Below are 14,404 nucleotides of genomic sequence, written 5' to 3'. Positions count from 1 at the left end.
ATGCCTGCTGGGTTCCCTGACTTCCGCCTCGGTAGCGTGCTGGCGACGAGCTTCACCGCGACGTTGACCGAGCGCCGCGGCGACCCGGTGGAGCGCATCCCCACGCCGCAGCGCCTTATCGACTGGCTGGCAGTGAGCGGTCTCGCCGTGGACTCCTGCACCCCTGCCCAGCTCGACCTCGCGCGGGAACTGCGGGAGGCGATCCACGCCGCCGCGACCGCGACCGCCACCCAGAACGCGCTGCCCGCGTCGGCGGTCAAGATCATCAATGACCGCAGCGTCGAGGGCCGGGCTGCCGCAGTGCTGACGGCCGAGGGCAAGCGGCAATGGCAGCTCAGCCCGGCGGCCAGTGTGGAGGACGCGCTCAGCGTGATCGCCGCCGACGCGGTCAGCATCGTCTCGGGCGAGCGAGACGGAAGAATGGCCCTGTGCGCGTCGCCGACCTGTCAGGCCGCGTTCTTCGACACCAGCCAGAGCCGCACCCGCAGGTGGTGCGACATGAACACGTGCGGGAATCGCCAGAAGAAGGCGCGCTTCAACGCCAATCAGCGCAAAAAGCTAGCTCAGTAGCGGGTGCGCGATGGAGATGTCCGTGAGGGGAACCCTGAGGGAATCAGAGTCCCTCAGGGTTCCCTTCACGGACGTCGGTGGTCCGCAGTGGACGGTCAGTCGGTCTTTTCCGCCTGCAGCCGGGCGGCTTCGCGGCGGACCTCGGCCTGGGTGTCGCGTTCGCGCTGCAGCCAGGCCGGGTTGTCGGTCTTCAGCGCCTCGATCTGCTCCGTCGTCAACGCCTCGGTGACGCCGCCGCGGGCGAGGCCGCCGATGGACACGCCGAGCTTCGCCGCGACCACCGGACGCGGGTGCGGGCCGTTGCGGCGCAGGTCGCGCAGCCATTCGGGCGGGTCGGTCTGCAGGGCGTTCAGCTCGTCGCGCGAGACGGCGCCCGCGCGGAACTCGGCGGGGGTGGCTTCGAGGTAGACACCCAGCTTCTTCGCCGCCGTCGCCGGCTTCATGGTCTGGGGGGTCTTCTGCGCCGTCATGCCCACCAGCGTAACCGGCACGTCCGCGCCGGTAGCCTTGCCACGTGACAGGAGCCGAGCAGCCCCCGGCGTTCCGGCTCGCCTACGTCCCGGGTGCGACCCCCGCGAAGTGGGTCCGGATCTGGGGCGAACGCAATCCCGAAGTGCCGCTTGACCTGGTCGCGGTCACCGCGGCCGAGGCCGCCGCGCTGGTCCGCGAGGGCGGTGCGGACGCGGCGCTGCTGCGGCTGTCCGAAGACCGCGAAGGCCTGCACGCGATCCCGCTCTACACCGAGACCACCGTGGTAGTCGTCCCGAAGGACCATCTGATCGCGGCGGCCGACGAGGTGTCCATAACGGACCTGTCGGACGATCTCGTGCTGCATCCGCTCGACGATCCGCTCGGCTGGGACGAGCTGCCCGGCCGCCCCGCGCTGGAGCGCCCGGAAACGACCGGCGACGCGATCGAGCTGGTGGCGGCGGGCGTCGGCGTGCTGCTGGTGCCGCAGTCGCTGGCCCGGCTGCACCATCGCCGCGACCTCACCTACCGGCCGGTCGAGGACGCGCCGCAGTCGCGGGTCGCGTTGTCCTGGCCGGAGGGCGAGACCAGCGATCTGGTGGAGCAGTTCATCGGCATCGTCCGCGGCCGCACCGTGAACAGCACTCGCGGCCAGCAGGAAACGCAGGCGAAGACCGGGAAAGCGGCCCCGGCGAAGAAAAAACCGCCACAGCGCGAGCCGGCCCGGCGCCGGAACGCGCCCAAGCCTGGCGGGCGCGGCAAGCCCCGCCGTCGTCGTTGACGCTCAGGGAGAAGCCGTGGATCTCGGTCTGAAGGGCAAGTGCGCGGTCGTCACGGGGGCCAGCCGGGGCATCGGGCTGGCGGTCGCCGACGTGCTCGCGGCGGAGGGCGCGGATCTCGCGCTCGTCGCCCGGGACGTCGAAGCCCTTGCGGCAGCAGTGGAAAGCGTCGGCAGGCGCGGCACGAAGGTCGTCGCGATACCCACGGACACCACTGACGACGCTGCGGTAGCGGCGATGGCCGAGCGGGTGCGGACGGAATTCGGCGCGGCGGACGTCCTGGTCAACTGCGCGGCCCCGGCGTCCACCGGGGTCCGGACGCCGCTCGACGACCTGCGTGACGAGGACCTGCGCACCGAGATCGAGACCAAGGTGCTCGGCTACCTGCGCTGCGCCCGCGCGCTCGCGCCGGGGATGCGAGAGCGCGGCTGGGGCCGGATCGTGAACGTCAGCGGGCTCAACGCGCGGCTGGCGGGTTCGACGTTCGGCTCGATCCGCAACGTCGCGGTCGCGGCGATGACCAAGAACCTGGCCGACGAACTGGGCCCGCAGGGGATCACCGTCACGGTCGTGCATCCGGGTTACACGGTCACTGAGCGGACGCCGGAGAAGTTCGCCGAGATCGCGCGGGCGCGTGGGGTTTCGGTGGCGGAGCTGGAAAGCGGCCTGGCCGCGGGGGTGAGTATCGGACGGTTGGTGACTGCTGCCGAGGTGGCGGACGTGGTGGCGTTCCTGGCGTCTGCGCGCAGCGTCGCGATCAACGGGGACGCCGTCGCGGTCGGCGGTGGCGTCCCCGGTCAGATCTACTACTGAACGCGCTGGATCGCGCCCGGGGATTCCGTCGCCGGGCGGGGATAGCCGAGCCGGCCCCTGGTCGCGGCGACCACGAGCAGCGCGGCGGCGGCGAAGGCGGCGAACAGCAGGTGTTCGGCGACTTTCGGGTCCGCGCTGGGGAACAGTTCGCCCCACGCGACGGAGAGGTAGTTGTTGATCCCGGCGTGCAGCAGCAGTGCGATCGGCAGGCTTTCGCCGCTGCGGTTGAACACCCACGTCATCACGAAGCTGATCGCGATGGCGGTCGCGACGAACTCCAGCACCGACCAGACCGTCACGTCCGGCCAGTGTCCCCACTCGGTGAAGAACAACGGCAAATGCCAGACGCCCCACAGCGGGCCGAGGATCAGCGTCCCGCGCAACGGGCCGTACTTCGGCTGCAAATGCGGCAGCGCGAAATCACGCCAGCCCGGCTCCTCGGCGAGTCCGGTGGTGACTATCTGCAGCACGAAACCCAAGGCCCACACCAGGATCAGCGACGCGGCCGGAACCCGGAACGCACCGGCGAACGGCAGGCTGGCCAGCGTCAGCACGACCGGTACGGCGAACAGCGCGAGCGCGTACCATCGCCAATTCACCCGCCAGCGCAGCAACCGGCCCACCCACGCGCGCAGCCCAGGGCGGCCTTCGGCGAGTGCGGTGACCAGGAACGCCGAGAAGATCGGGCCGAGGTAAGCGCCGGGGAGCATGCCGAGGATCTGCGTCGTGCCGAGTACCGGCGGGAATCCGAAGTGGACGACGCCGAGGCCGTTGTCCGAGAGCACGTAAGGGATCCACGCGAGCCAGCTCAGCGCGATGGCCAGGGTGAAGAAGGTCGCGATCGGGCGGCGTGCGACGAACGCGCGCAGCGGGAGTAAGGCAGTCATGGGCAATCGTCCTTCTGGGTCCGTTGTGGACGGTCGGGCTCAGCGGCGGCTGCGGTAGTTCGCGACGAGCGCGATGCCGGCGGCGAGCGTGACGACCCCGAACACGGTGCTCAGCACGAGGTTGACGCCGAGAGCCGAAGTGACCGCGTTGGCCGCGGCGCTCAGCACCAGCACGCCCCACAGCAACGGCCGGGCGCCCTTTCGGGCAGGTGGTTTCGTCATGCCGGGAACGCTACGAACCGGGCCTCGCCGCGACGATCCCGCGCGCGGGAGAATCGAGGTACAGCAGGCTGTACTTTCGCGCTCCGCGGCGGTGCCGGGGCGGATTTCTCGGCTAGGGTCCGGCGTTGGAGGAGGTGCGATGGCAACCGCAGGCGAACCCCGTCCGCGTCCGTGGACCGCGCGGGTCCGGACTGCCCTCGACGCGCTGGAACACCTAGTCGGCGGGATCGGCACCTCGGTGCTGGCGTTGCTGGTGCTGGTCGGCGTGGCCGCGGTCGCGCTGCTGTGCCTCATCGGGGCCGGGCTGCCGCTGGCGCGCCCGATGCTGCGCGTCGCGCACGCGGTCGCCGACCGGGAACGGATCCGGCTCACTGCGATAAAACCGGACGTCATCAGCCCCGGCCCCGGTCCCGAACGGCTCGGCGCGGCCCTGCGCGACCGGACGGTGCAACGCGAACTGCTGTGGATCGCGGTCCACGGCCTGGCTGGTTTCCTGCTCGGCTTCGTCGGGCTGACGATCGTGCTCAACACCGCGCGGGACGGGCTTTTCCCGCTCTACTGGTACCTGCTGCCGGACGAAGAGGCATCGGCGTCACTCGGCTGGCCGGTGCACAGTTTCGCGGCAGCGCTCCCGGTTTCGCTGCTCGGCGTCGCGTGGGCGTTCCTTTCGGTCGCGCTGCTGCCCGCGATGGCGCGGCTGCAGGCACTGCCCGGCCGTCGGCTGCTGCCCGCGGGCTCGGACGCCGACGTCACGCTGCGCATCGCCCACCTGACCGCCACCCGGGCCGCCGCGCTCGACGCGCATTCCGCCGAACTGCGCCGCATCGAGCGCGCCCTGCACGACGGCACGCAAAACCGGCTGGTCGCGGTGAACGTCCTGGTCGGCGCGGCCCGCCGGGCAGCCGCGCGGGGTTCGGCGGACGTCGACGAAATCCTCGGCCGCGCACAGGACGCCACCGAGGCGGCGCTCGGCGAACTGCGCGCGGTGGTGCGCAGCATCCTGCCGCCGGTGCTGGCCGACCGGAGCCTCGCCGACGCGTTGACCGCGCTCGCCGCGGACTGCCCGGTGCCGTGCACCATCGACGCGGATCTGCCTGGCCGGTATGCCGTTTCGGTGGAGGCGTCGGTGTATTTCGTGGTCGCGGAGGCGCTTACGAACGTCGCCAAGCACAGCGGTGCCCGAAGCGTCGAGGTGGTCCTGCGCCGGCGCGATGACGTGCTTCATCTCCGGATCACTGACGACGGCCGCGGCGGCGCGGCGGAAACCGGCGGCTCGGGGCTGGGCGGGATGCGCCGCCGGATCGAGGCGCTGGACGGAACTTTCGCGCTGGCGAGCCCCGCCGGCGGACCGACGATGCTGACTGTGAGCCTGCCATGCGGATTGTGATCGCCGAGGACGACTCGTTGCTGCGCGAAGGACTCGCGCTGCTGTTGCGCGCGGAAGGCCTGGACGTCGTCGCGACGACCGACAACCCGGCCGATTTCCTCGCCGCGGTGGACGAACACGAACCGGACACGGCGGTCGTGGACGTCCGGATGCCGCCGACGCACACCGACGAGGGCATCGTCGCGGCCGTCGAAGCCCGCCGCCGTCGCCCTGGGCTGGCGGTGCTGGTGCTGTCGGCGTATGTCGAGCAGGCGTTCGCGACGGACCTGCTGGGCAGCGGCAGCGCGCGGCTCGGGTACCTGCTGAAGGAACGCGTCGGGCGGGTTACGGAGTTCATGGAAGCGCTGAACCGCGTGGCCGGTGGCGGGACCGCGATCGATCCGGAGGTAGTGGCACAGCTGCTGACCCGGACGCGCGCGGATTCCGGCCTGGAACGGCTCAGTCCCCGGGAACGGGATGTGCTGGCGTTAATGGCCGAGGGATTGGGGAACGGCGCGATCGCGGAACGGCTGGTGGTGACGGACGGCGCGGTGCATAAGCATATTCGCAGCATTTTCGCGAAACTGGATTTGGCTCCGGACGATAGTGCGGATCGGCGGGTTACTGCGGTGTTGCGGTATTTGGAGGAAGCTCGGCGGTGATCGGGTTATCGAGGGCTCTGGTTGATCGTTTACGCGGTTCTTGGCTGACCGGTTGATAATTGCCGACGGGTGGCGCGTGGTGATCAAGGCAGGGGGAAGTGGCACCGGTCGATTGGGCTCCGGGTCGGCCGGAATCTCCGCCGGAATGAGGTGCGGCGAGTGCGCTGAGCCGGGATTCGGCGGCATGCGGTTCACCCGGACGAGTGCAGTAAACCGGCGATACCCAACTGGTCTAGCCCGGCCGCGGGCGCGCGAAAACCGCACCGGGGCGAACCGGTGCGGGCGTCAGCGGGCGGAGTGCGAATCCCGCGCCCGAGGCACCGCAGCCGTGCGGAGTGCGAGTCCCGCACCCCGGGGGCGCCATCGCCGTGCTGCGGCCCAGTGCCAGTGACTGAAGGCGGGCGCTGCGGGTGCCGTTGAAGGCTCGCCTTGCCCAGGTCGAAGGGGCTGGCCAGGGCCGGCGCCGCCCTTGCCGGGTCCGGCTGGCGCGGGGTGTGGTCGTCCGTGAGGGGAACCCTGACGGACTCTGATTCCCTCGGGGTTCCCCTCACAGACCTCCGGATATCGTCATGCGGGCATAAAACGGGCAACTCGGGGGTTCTGGCGTCCTTTGCGGATGGTCCAGCCGCGTGCGGCCACGCGGCTTAAGTCCCTGGCATTGGTGCTGCGGCCGGGGGAAGGGTGCCGTGGCTGGCCGCCGAAGAGCCCGCTGCTGCGCCGTGCCCGGACGGCTGCCCGCCGAACAGCCCGTCGCTGCCCGGCTCCTCGGCCCGCGCGAGACGGCTGCGTGCCCGGGCCGTTGCCCGCTGAACCCCGTCGCTGCCCGGCTGCCCGGCCCGCGCGAGGCGGCTACTTCCCCGGCCCGGCCTTCTTGCCGTCGTCCGTCCCGGCCTTGCCGCCCGCCGGAATGTCCTCTTCGGACCAGTCGACCCCGGCCTCGGCGACCACGCCGTCGAAAATCGGGGTGGCCACGGCCTGTTCGGCGCTCATGACGCGCTCACCACGTCGATGATCGCGTCGGCCGCGACCCACTGCGGGTCCGCGTCTCTCGCCTGGCCGTCGACCTGGACCGGGACCCAGGTGACCGCGGTGGCGTCGTCGGTGACCGGGGATCCGGTGACCACCCCGCGCCGGCACAGCTGCCGCCTGCCGGTGCGCTGGCCGACCACGTAGGTGACCCGGTGGCCGGTGGACAGTTCCGGCCGGTGCTGTTCGCCGTCCATGTGTTCCTCCCTGCACGCCGCCCGTGCGGGCGGCGCTCGCTTCACCGACGCGACTCGCTCCCCGCGTGCCGATGACGCACTCCCTGCCCGTGATCTGAGTCACAGCGAAGCAACCGCCGCCGTGAAGCGACTGGTCCCATCGAAGCAATCCCGGACACTGACAGTCATCCCTCTATACCCAAAGTAACAGGTACAGCGCCGTATCCGATATGTGACCCGGCGATACACTCGCGCGGATGACGTCCTCAGGTACGCCGCCCGACGGGCGGGCCGCCCGGTGGGCAGGGCAGCGGGAACGCCGGCGCCGGGAATTCGTGGAAGCCGGGATGCGCGCGATCGCCCGATACGGCCCGGAGGTGTCCACCGAGCAGATCGCCGACGAGGCCGGCGTCGCCCGCACGCGCATTTACAAGCATTTCTCCGACACCGCCGATCTGCAGCGCGCTATCGCGTTGCGGGCGGCGGAAATGATCGGCGCGCAATTCTCCCCGCTGTGGGGAGTTTCCGGGACGCCGCGCGATATGGTGCACGCGACGATCGGCGCGCACATCGAATGGCTTTCCGAGCACCGCGCGCTTTACCAATACCTGATGCGGCAGTCGGTGACCGGCCCGCGCGATGTCGTCGCGGACGTGAAGACCGCGATCGCCCGGCAGTTGACCGTGCTGTTCGAGTACTACCTCGGGCTGTTCGGCGCGGACCAGAAGGTCGGCGAGACCATCGCGTACGGGCTGGTCGGGCTGGTCGAATCGAGCACCGCGCACTGGCTCGACGTCCCGCGCGGCATCGGCCGCGAGGAGCTGCGCGAACTGCTCGCCCGCTGGGTCTGGTCGATCCTCGACGACACCCTGCGCACGGTCGGCGTGGCGCTCAATCCGGATTCGCCGTTGTCCGCGCTGGACTTCCGCACCCTCGACTGACGGCGAAGGGCCCCTCGCGGAACTCCCGCGAGGGGCCCTTCGGCGAAAACAGGGACTCAGGCCTTCCGGCCCACTCCGCCCGCGATGCACTCCTGGACCTGGTTCAGCGGCTGGTAGCGCGGGCCGTCCGGCCACCAGTCCTCGCACAGCACCAGGCCGGGGTCGACCAGTTCGGCGCCGCCGAACATCCGCGCGATCTCGTCCCACTTGCGGAAGAGGCCGCTGCCCATCGGGCTGTGCGTGAACTTGTCCTCCATCCGGCGGGCGATCTCGCTGTGCTCCGGCGTCTGCGGGTCGAGGAAGTGCGCGACCACGACGAACGAGCCGGACGGCAGCGCGTCCACGTAGGTCCGCATCATCTCCTCGTAGTCGTCGCCGAGGTAGTGGTGCAGGGTTCCGTTGTGCAGCAACGCGATCGGCTTGGTCCAGTCGAGGAACTCGCGCGCGGTCTCGTTCCGCAGGATGTGCTCGGGCTTGAAGATGTCCTCGTCGATGAACTTGGTGTTCTCGTTCTCTTCGAGCAGCGCGCGCCCGTGCGCGAGCACCACCGGGTCGTTGTCCACGTACAGCACGCGGGCTTCCGGGATGATCCGCTGCACGACCTGGTGGGTGTTCTCCGCGGTGGGCAGGCCGGAGCCGCAGTCGAGGTACTGCGTGACCTGGCCCTGGGTGGCGAGGAACCGGCAGGCGCGGATGAGGAAGTTGCGGTTGGCCCAGGCGAGGTCGTTGACCTCGGGGGCCACGGTCGCCACCTGGGCGAGCACCCTGCGGTCGATCTCGTAGTTGTTCGTGCCGTTCAGCGCGGCGTCGTACACCCGGGCGATGCTCGCTCGCGTGATGTCGACCCCGACCGGATGCGAACTGGGCGATTCGACGGCCTCGGTCATTTCTGGCGTCACCTCGGATGTGTCAGACGTCTCTTCGGTCTACTCACCGTAGACCTTCCGGGCTGTCAAGCGACCGCCAGGAGGAGGACAACCGGAGTGGGTGACAGATTCTTGATTCATTCCAGAAAATGGGGCAGACTCCGGGGCATGCCGACGACCGCGGACTTCGAGCAGCTGCTGCGCGGAGTGCAGTTGCGGATCACGCGCCCTCGGGTGGCCGTGCTCTCCGCCGTGCACGCCAACGCGCACGCGGACACCGAATCCGTCATCGGCATGGTGCGCGCGGATCTCGGCGAGGTTTCCCACCAGGCCGTCTACGACGTGCTGCGCGCGCTGACCGAGGCGGGGTTGCTGCGGCGCATCCAGCCGCCCGGTTCGGTCGCGCGGTACGAGGCCCGGGTAGGGGACAACCACCACCACGTCGTGTGCCGTTCGTGCGGTGCCATCGAGGACGTCGACTGCGCGGTCGGCGAGGCTCCGTGCCTGACCGCCTCGCAGACGCACGGTTTCGTCATCGAAGAGGCCGAGGTCGTCTACTGGGGCCGCTGTCCCAGCTGTTCCGCCGCATTGAGTTCCTGAGCAAGACCATGATTCCCGGAAGGATTTCTGTTGTCCGAAACGCCTGACGCCGCTGCCGGCGAGACGAACGCGGGGTGCCCGGTCACGGGCGGCCGCATGGGGTACCCCTCCGAGGGCGCCGCGAACCGTGACTGGTGGCCGAACCAGCTCAACCTGAAGATCCTCCGGAAGCACGCCCCCGCGGCGGACCCGATGGGCGGGAACTTCGACTACTCCGAGGAATTCAAGAGCCTCGACTTCGACGCGCTGACCCGCGACGTCGACGCGCTGCTGACCACGCGCCAGGAGTTCTGGCCGGCCGACTTCGGCAACTACGGCCCGCTGTTCATCCGGATGGCCTGGCACAGCGCCGGCACCTACCGGATCGACGACGGCCGCGGCGGGGCGGGCGGCGGCCAGCAGCGGTTCGCGCCGCTGAACAGCTGGCCGGACAACGTCGGCCTGGACAAGGCGCGCCGCCTGCTGTGGCCGGTCAAGAAGAAGTACGGCAAGAAGATCTCGTGGGCGGACCTGATGGTCTTCGCGGGCAACCGCGCGCTCGAGACCATGGGCTTCAAGACCTTCGGCTTCGCCGGCGGCCGCGCCGACGTGTGGGAGCCGGACGAGGACATCTACTGGGGCCCGGAGCGCACCTGGCTCGGCGACGAGCGCTACAAGGGCGACCGCGAGCTGGACAACCCGCTCGCCGCGGTCCAGATGGGCCTCATCTACGTGAACCCGGAAGGCCCGAACGGCAACCCGGACCCGATCGCCTCGGCGCGCGACATCCGCGAGACGTTCGCCCGGATGGCGATGAACGACGAGGAGACCGTCGCCCTCATCGCCGGCGGCCACACCTTCGGCAAGACGCACGGCGCGGGCGACGCGGACGCGAACGTCGGCCCGGTGCCGGAGGCCGCCCCGATCGAGCAGATGGGCCTCGGCTGGAAGAACAGCTTCGGCAGCGGCAAGGGCCGCGACCAGATCGGCAGCGGGCTGGAGGTCACCTGGACCCCCACCCCGACGCAGTGGAGCAACTGGTTCTTCCACAACCTGTTCACCTACGAATGGGAGCTGACCAAGAGCCCGGCGGGCGCGCACCAGTGGAAGCCGAAGAACAACGCGGCGCAGGGCACCGTGCCGGACCCGGAGAGCGGTGAGCTGAACCGCGCGCCGAGCATGCTGACCTCGGACCTCGCGCTGCGCTTCGACCCGGTCTACGAGCCCATTTCGCGCCGGTTCTACGAGAACCCGGACCAGTTCGCGGACGCCTTCGCCCGCGCCTGGTACAAGCTCACCCACCGCGACATGGGCCCGATCCAGCGCTACCTCGGCCCGCTCGTGCCGCAGGAAGAGCTGATCTGGCAGGACCCGATCCCGGCCGTCGACCACGAGCTGGTCTCCGACGCGGACGTGGCGGACCTCAAGGCGAAGATCCTCGAGTCGGGTCTTTCGGTCGCGCAGCTGGTGTCCACCGCGTGGGCGTCGGCGTCGACCTACCGGCACAGCGACAAGCGCGGCGGCGCGAACGGCGCCCGCATCCGCCTCGAGCCGCAGCGCGGCTGGGAGGTCAACGAGCCGGACGAGCTGGCTCAGGTGCTGCGCACGCTGGAGGGTGTCCAGGAGGCGTTCAACAGCGCGCAGAGCGGCGGGAAGAAGATCTCGCTCGCCGACGTGATCGTGCTGGCCGGCGCGGCGGGCGTGGAGAAGGCGGCGAAGGACGGCGGCGTCGACGTCACCGTTCCGTTCACGCCGGGCCGCGCCGACGCGTCGCAGGAGCAGACCGACGCGGACTCGTTCGCGCCGCTCGAGCCGAAGGCCGACGGGTTCCGCAACTACCGCGGCAAGGCCAACCCGCTGCCGTCGGAGTACCTGCTGGTGGACAAGGCGAATCTGCTCAACCTGAGCGCGCCGGAGATGACCGTGCTGGTCGGCGGACTGCGCGTGCTGGGCGCGAACTACCAGAACTCGGCGCACGGCGTCTTCACCAACCGGCCGGGCACGCTGACGAACGACTTCTTCGTCAACCTGCTCGACATGGGCACCGAGTGGAAGCCCGCCGACGGCGAGGGCCCGCACGCGGAGTCCTTCGAGGGCCGCGATCTCGCCACCGGCGAGGTCAAGTGGACCGGCACCCGCAACGACCTGGTGTTCGGCTCGAACTCCGAACTGCGCGCCGTCGCCGAGGTCTACGGCAGCGACGACGCCAAGGAGAAGTTCGTCCGCGACTTCGTCGCCGCGTGGCACAAGGTGATGGACAACGACCGGTACGACCTGGTCTGAGTTCCGCCTGAACGCTTGAAGCCTGTGAGGGGAACCCTGAGGGAATCTGATTCCCTCAGGGTTCCCCTCACGGCTTTTCGGCAGGCCGCGCGGGGTCAGCTCTGGACGAGCTTGCCCATCGCGTTGACCTCGTCGACGTCGCCGGTGCTGAAGAACGACCACGGCACGGTGACGAAACCGCTTGCGCCCCAGCCGGATCCCCAGCTGTTCTCGATCTTCACGCCCTGCTCGTTGTAGGCGACGACGGTCACCTCGTGCCCGCCGACGACCGGGTCGCTGCCCGAATCGCCGGGCAGGTACGAGTAGTCGCTCGCGGTCGAGGAGTTCAGGTCCATGAAGCTCTGGTGCACGGTGAAGCCGATCGCGACCGGTTCGCCCTGGGAAATGGCGTTCTCGATGCCGGACTTCGCCGCGGCGCCGCTGGTCGGCAATTCGGTGTAGCCGGACAGTTTGTAGTGCGCCGCATTCGCCCGTTCGTTCTGGTCGGGCTGAGTGGTGTAGTCGAAATCGCCCTGCCAGTAGTCGGATTTGGTGTCGATGCCCTGTTTCTGTTCCATCGGCAGCGCGACGCTCGCCCAGGTGCCCTGGTCGTTTCCCTTGGCGATCTGGCTGTAGATGAACATCGGGGCCATCGGGCCGCCGGTGATGCCCTGCTCGTTCATCAGCACCCCGTAGCCGGTGTAGCCGGTCGCCCAGGTGACGCACGAGCCGACCTGGCCCTGGTCGCCGGGTTCGTTGGCGTACTGGGTGAGATCGGCGCTGGACGGCACGGCCGCGGTGGTGCGCGGGTGCACCGGGAGCGCGGAATGCGCGTGGGCGCGCTTGCCCGACTGCGCGGCCTTCAGCCCGGCGACGTTCAGCCCGAGGCCGTGCTTCAGCGGGGCCGGGTGGTGCTGAACGGCGGACGCGGGGGTCGCGCCCATCGTCGCGGCCAGACCGGCCGCGGCGAGCAGGGAAACGAGCGCGGACGTTTTTCTGATCTGCATCCTGATGCTCCTTTGGATACGCAGAAAAAGAACCCGGAAAGGGCGGGGAGGAGTGAAGCGGAACACTGCAAAGGTAGATGGGCGGAAATTTTCCGGGAACCTACGAAAGGAGGGAGCGCGTCAACTGTGCTTTTCAAGCGAATCGATCAAGCGGACATTGTGCCCGTTATCGCCGCTATTCCGGCGTAGTGGTCCTTTTTGGACGCTGATTCAGTCCGGCAGCGGAGTGGTGCGCGCGCCGTTGAGGAGGACGTCGATCGCCCAGCGGGAACGGGAGTTTTTGTTTCCGGAGAACAGGTTTTGCCCCGCAGCGGCGATGTTCGGGTGCGTTTTAGCGGAGAGGCCGCGGAGGATTTCGGCGAGCGCGTCGTGCTGCCGTTCCGCTTCCGGGCGGGTGTTGCGGGTGCTGTGCTCGACCGCGCTGGCGGTGGCGACGAGCAGCAACAGGTCGACCGTCCAGGCGGCGGGCCCGGACGGCACCCCGGCTTCGGCGAGCAGGCCGAGCACGGTGTCGACGACGGTGAGGTAATTCGGCCCGTTCAACGGGGTCACGAGCGCGACGCGGGCGAGGCCGGGGTGGGTGTAGAGGACGTCGCGGTAGGCGGACATGACTGTCCACAAGCGACTCCGCCAGTCGCCCTCGGAGGCGCTGGTGGGCACCTCGCCGAGGAGTTCGTCGAGCACGGCGGCGTGGAGTTCGTCGGTGTCGCGGATATAGACGTAGAGCGAGGCCGGACCGGTGTCCAGTTCCTTCGCGAGCCGCCGCATGGTGACGCGCTCGGCCCCTTCGCGGCGCACGACGTCGACTGCGGCCGCGACAATGCCTTCGCGGCTGAGCGCGGGCTTGGCGGGCCGCTCCCGGCGGTTGTGGCCACTCGCGGTCATCGGTCCATGGTAGGCGCAGGGGGCCGGGTAGGTCTGGACCTTGGCTGGGGATGCCCGGGGCTCAAGGAGTCGTTGCGCGCGAGGGCGGGAGTTGGGCGTGTCATCCGTGAGGGACTCCTTGAGGGAATCTGATTCCTTCAAGGAGTCCTTCACGGGCAGCGGCGGGGGTGCGTGCGGGTCGTGAGGGGAACCCTGAGGGACTCTGATTCCCTGAGGGTTCCCCTCACGGACCTTCGGGCATAAAACGGGCACATCGCCGGTTCTGGTGTCCTTTGTGGACGGACCGCGGACCGGGGTCACTCGGCGAGCACGCTGTCGAGGGTGGGCTGGACGTCGGTCTTCAGGACCGCGCCGAGGTAGACGGCCGCGACCCGTTGCCGCTTGTCGACGATCAGCGAGACCGGCACCGCGGCCAGCGGGATGCCGCGCAGTTGCAGGGCGACCCGGCCGGACGGGTCGAAGATCGACTCGTAGCCGAGCCCGAGGTCCTTCACGAAATCGGCGGCGTACTTCGGGTTGTCGCGGACGTTGATGCCGAGCACCCGGATCCCGCGGTCCCGGCCGGAGTCCGCGATGGTCTTCAGCGTGCCCGACTCCGCGCGGCACGGTCCGCACCAGGCGCCCCAGAGGTTGAGCAGGACGACCTTGCCGGAGTAGTCGGCGAGCGAGATGTCCTTGCCGGGCTCGCGGAGGCTCTGGCCCTTGAGGTTCGCGATTTTTTGGCGCTGCGCCACGGGGTAGTGGATGGCCGTCTGGCCGCCGGGGGACACGAATTCGAAGGTGTCCGCCCGGCCGCCCGCGTCCTTGCCGGTCGCGCAGCCGGTCAGGGCCAGCAGTGCCGCCAGCAGGAGGAAACGGGGCCGCCGGCGGCCGTCGCCGCGTCGGGAGAGCACCC

At 69.7% G+C, this 14,404-nt stretch carries 17 protein-coding genes; 8 read left to right on the top strand and 9 right to left on the bottom strand.

Features of this window, described 5'->3' with window-relative positions; all coding sequences use genetic code 11:
* A complete protein-coding gene (locus tag ACFSVL_RS35685; RefSeq protein ID WP_378310747.1) occupies positions 1–570 on the top strand; it encodes a CGNR zinc finger domain-containing protein in 570 nt (189 codons plus the stop codon).
* 95 nt (positions 571–665) lie between these two features.
* On the opposite strand, the gene ACFSVL_RS35680 is transcribed toward ACFSVL_RS35685, so the two are convergent.
* On the bottom strand, positions 666–1,040 hold the full coding sequence (locus ACFSVL_RS35680) for a DUF5997 family protein (RefSeq protein ID WP_378310746.1): 375 nt from the start codon (positions 1,038–1,040) through the stop codon (positions 666–668).
* Positions 1,041–1,084: 44 nt separating this feature from the next.
* Here ACFSVL_RS35680 and ACFSVL_RS35675 point away from each other — a divergent pair, with 44 nt between their 5' ends.
* Both ACFSVL_RS35675 and ACFSVL_RS35670 read left to right on the top strand, forming a co-directional pair.
* Positions 1,085–1,819 carry a LysR family substrate-binding domain-containing protein gene (locus ACFSVL_RS35675; RefSeq protein WP_378310744.1) on the top strand — a complete coding sequence of 245 codons (735 nt, stop codon included), beginning with the start codon at positions 1,085–1,087 and terminating at the stop codon, positions 1,817–1,819.
* 16 nt (positions 1,820–1,835) lie between these two features.
* Positions 1,836–2,630: an SDR family NAD(P)-dependent oxidoreductase gene (locus ACFSVL_RS35670; RefSeq protein ID WP_378310742.1), complete on the top strand. Its 795-nt coding sequence runs from the start codon at positions 1,836–1,838 to the stop codon at positions 2,628–2,630.
* Here ACFSVL_RS35670 and ACFSVL_RS35665 read toward each other — a convergent pair.
* Both ACFSVL_RS35665 and ACFSVL_RS35660 read right to left on the bottom strand, forming a co-directional pair.
* Complete coding sequence (locus ACFSVL_RS35665) at positions 2,624–3,517, bottom strand: CPBP family intramembrane glutamic endopeptidase (RefSeq protein ID WP_378310740.1); 894 nt, start codon at positions 3,515–3,517, stop codon at positions 2,624–2,626. The genes ACFSVL_RS35670 and ACFSVL_RS35665 overlap by 7 nt on opposite strands.
* Before the next feature lie 39 nt (positions 3,518–3,556).
* Positions 3,557–3,739: a hypothetical protein gene (locus tag ACFSVL_RS35660; protein WP_378310738.1), complete on the bottom strand. Its 183-nt coding sequence runs from the start codon at positions 3,737–3,739 to the stop codon at positions 3,557–3,559.
* Between the two features lie 139 nt (positions 3,740–3,878).
* Here ACFSVL_RS35660 and ACFSVL_RS35655 point away from each other — a divergent pair, with 139 nt between their 5' ends.
* On the top strand, positions 3,879–5,126 hold the full coding sequence (locus tag ACFSVL_RS35655; RefSeq protein WP_378310736.1) for a sensor histidine kinase: 1,248 nt from the start codon (positions 3,879–3,881) through the stop codon (positions 5,124–5,126).
* Complete coding sequence (locus ACFSVL_RS35650; RefSeq protein WP_378310734.1) at positions 5,114–5,767, top strand: response regulator; 654 nt, start codon at positions 5,114–5,116, stop codon at positions 5,765–5,767. Before ACFSVL_RS35655 ends, ACFSVL_RS35650 begins: the two co-directional genes overlap by 13 nt.
* 849 nt (positions 5,768–6,616) lie before the next feature.
* Here the strand turns inward: ACFSVL_RS35650 and ACFSVL_RS35645 are convergent.
* Together ACFSVL_RS35645 and ACFSVL_RS35640 are read right to left on the bottom strand one after the other, a co-directional pair.
* The gene (locus ACFSVL_RS35645) at positions 6,617–6,757 is read right to left on the bottom strand and encodes a hypothetical protein (protein WP_378310733.1); all 141 of its coding nucleotides are present in this window, start codon (positions 6,755–6,757) and stop codon (positions 6,617–6,619) included.
* Positions 6,754–6,990, bottom strand: coding sequence for a hypothetical protein (locus tag ACFSVL_RS35640; RefSeq protein WP_378310731.1), 237 nt, complete (start codon positions 6,988–6,990; stop codon positions 6,754–6,756). The genes ACFSVL_RS35645 and ACFSVL_RS35640 overlap by 4 nt, the downstream gene beginning before the upstream one ends.
* A gap of 236 nt (positions 6,991–7,226) precedes the next feature.
* Here ACFSVL_RS35640 and ACFSVL_RS35635 point away from each other — a divergent pair, with 236 nt between their 5' ends.
* Positions 7,227–7,910 (top strand): TetR/AcrR family transcriptional regulator, encoded by a 684-nt coding sequence (locus ACFSVL_RS35635; protein ID WP_378310729.1) that lies wholly within the window; start codon positions 7,227–7,229, stop codon positions 7,908–7,910.
* Between the two features lie 56 nt (positions 7,911–7,966).
* Here the strand turns inward: ACFSVL_RS35635 and ACFSVL_RS35630 are convergent, their stop codons facing one another.
* Complete coding sequence (locus ACFSVL_RS35630; RefSeq protein WP_378310728.1) at positions 7,967–8,797, bottom strand: SAM-dependent methyltransferase; 831 nt, start codon at positions 8,795–8,797, stop codon at positions 7,967–7,969.
* Between the two features lie 147 nt (positions 8,798–8,944).
* Between ACFSVL_RS35630 and ACFSVL_RS35625 the strand changes: the two genes are divergently transcribed.
* Both ACFSVL_RS35625 and katG read left to right on the top strand, forming a co-directional pair.
* Positions 8,945–9,376 carry a Fur family transcriptional regulator gene (locus tag ACFSVL_RS35625; protein ID WP_378310726.1) on the top strand — a complete coding sequence of 144 codons (432 nt, stop codon included), beginning with the start codon at positions 8,945–8,947 and terminating at the stop codon, positions 9,374–9,376.
* A 30-nt stretch (positions 9,377–9,406) separates the two neighbouring features.
* The gene (gene katG / locus ACFSVL_RS35620) at positions 9,407–11,638 is read left to right on the top strand and encodes a catalase/peroxidase HPI (protein WP_378310724.1); all 2,232 of its coding nucleotides are present in this window, start codon (positions 9,407–9,409) and stop codon (positions 11,636–11,638) included.
* A gap of 95 nt (positions 11,639–11,733) precedes the next feature.
* Here katG and ACFSVL_RS35615 read toward each other — a convergent pair whose 3' ends face one another.
* The 3 genes from ACFSVL_RS35615 to ACFSVL_RS35605 form a co-directional block, all read right to left on the bottom strand.
* A complete protein-coding gene (locus tag ACFSVL_RS35615) occupies positions 11,734–12,624 on the bottom strand; it encodes a C1 family peptidase (RefSeq protein WP_378310722.1) in 891 nt (296 codons plus the stop codon).
* A 210-nt stretch (positions 12,625–12,834) separates the two neighbouring features.
* On the bottom strand, positions 12,835–13,509 hold the full coding sequence (locus ACFSVL_RS35610; protein WP_378310720.1) for a TetR/AcrR family transcriptional regulator: 675 nt from the start codon (positions 13,507–13,509) through the stop codon (positions 12,835–12,837).
* Between the two features lie 296 nt (positions 13,510–13,805).
* Complete coding sequence (locus tag ACFSVL_RS35605) at positions 13,806–14,402, bottom strand: TlpA family protein disulfide reductase (RefSeq protein WP_378310718.1); 597 nt, start codon at positions 14,400–14,402, stop codon at positions 13,806–13,808.
* Positions 14,403–14,404: the final 2 nt, after the last annotated feature.

The sequence above is a fragment of the Amycolatopsis silviterrae genome, from assembly GCF_042684085.1.
Classification (GTDB): domain Bacteria; phylum Actinomycetota; class Actinomycetes; order Mycobacteriales; family Pseudonocardiaceae; genus Amycolatopsis; species Amycolatopsis silviterrae.
This window is presented reverse-complemented; position numbering and strand designations above follow the sequence as displayed.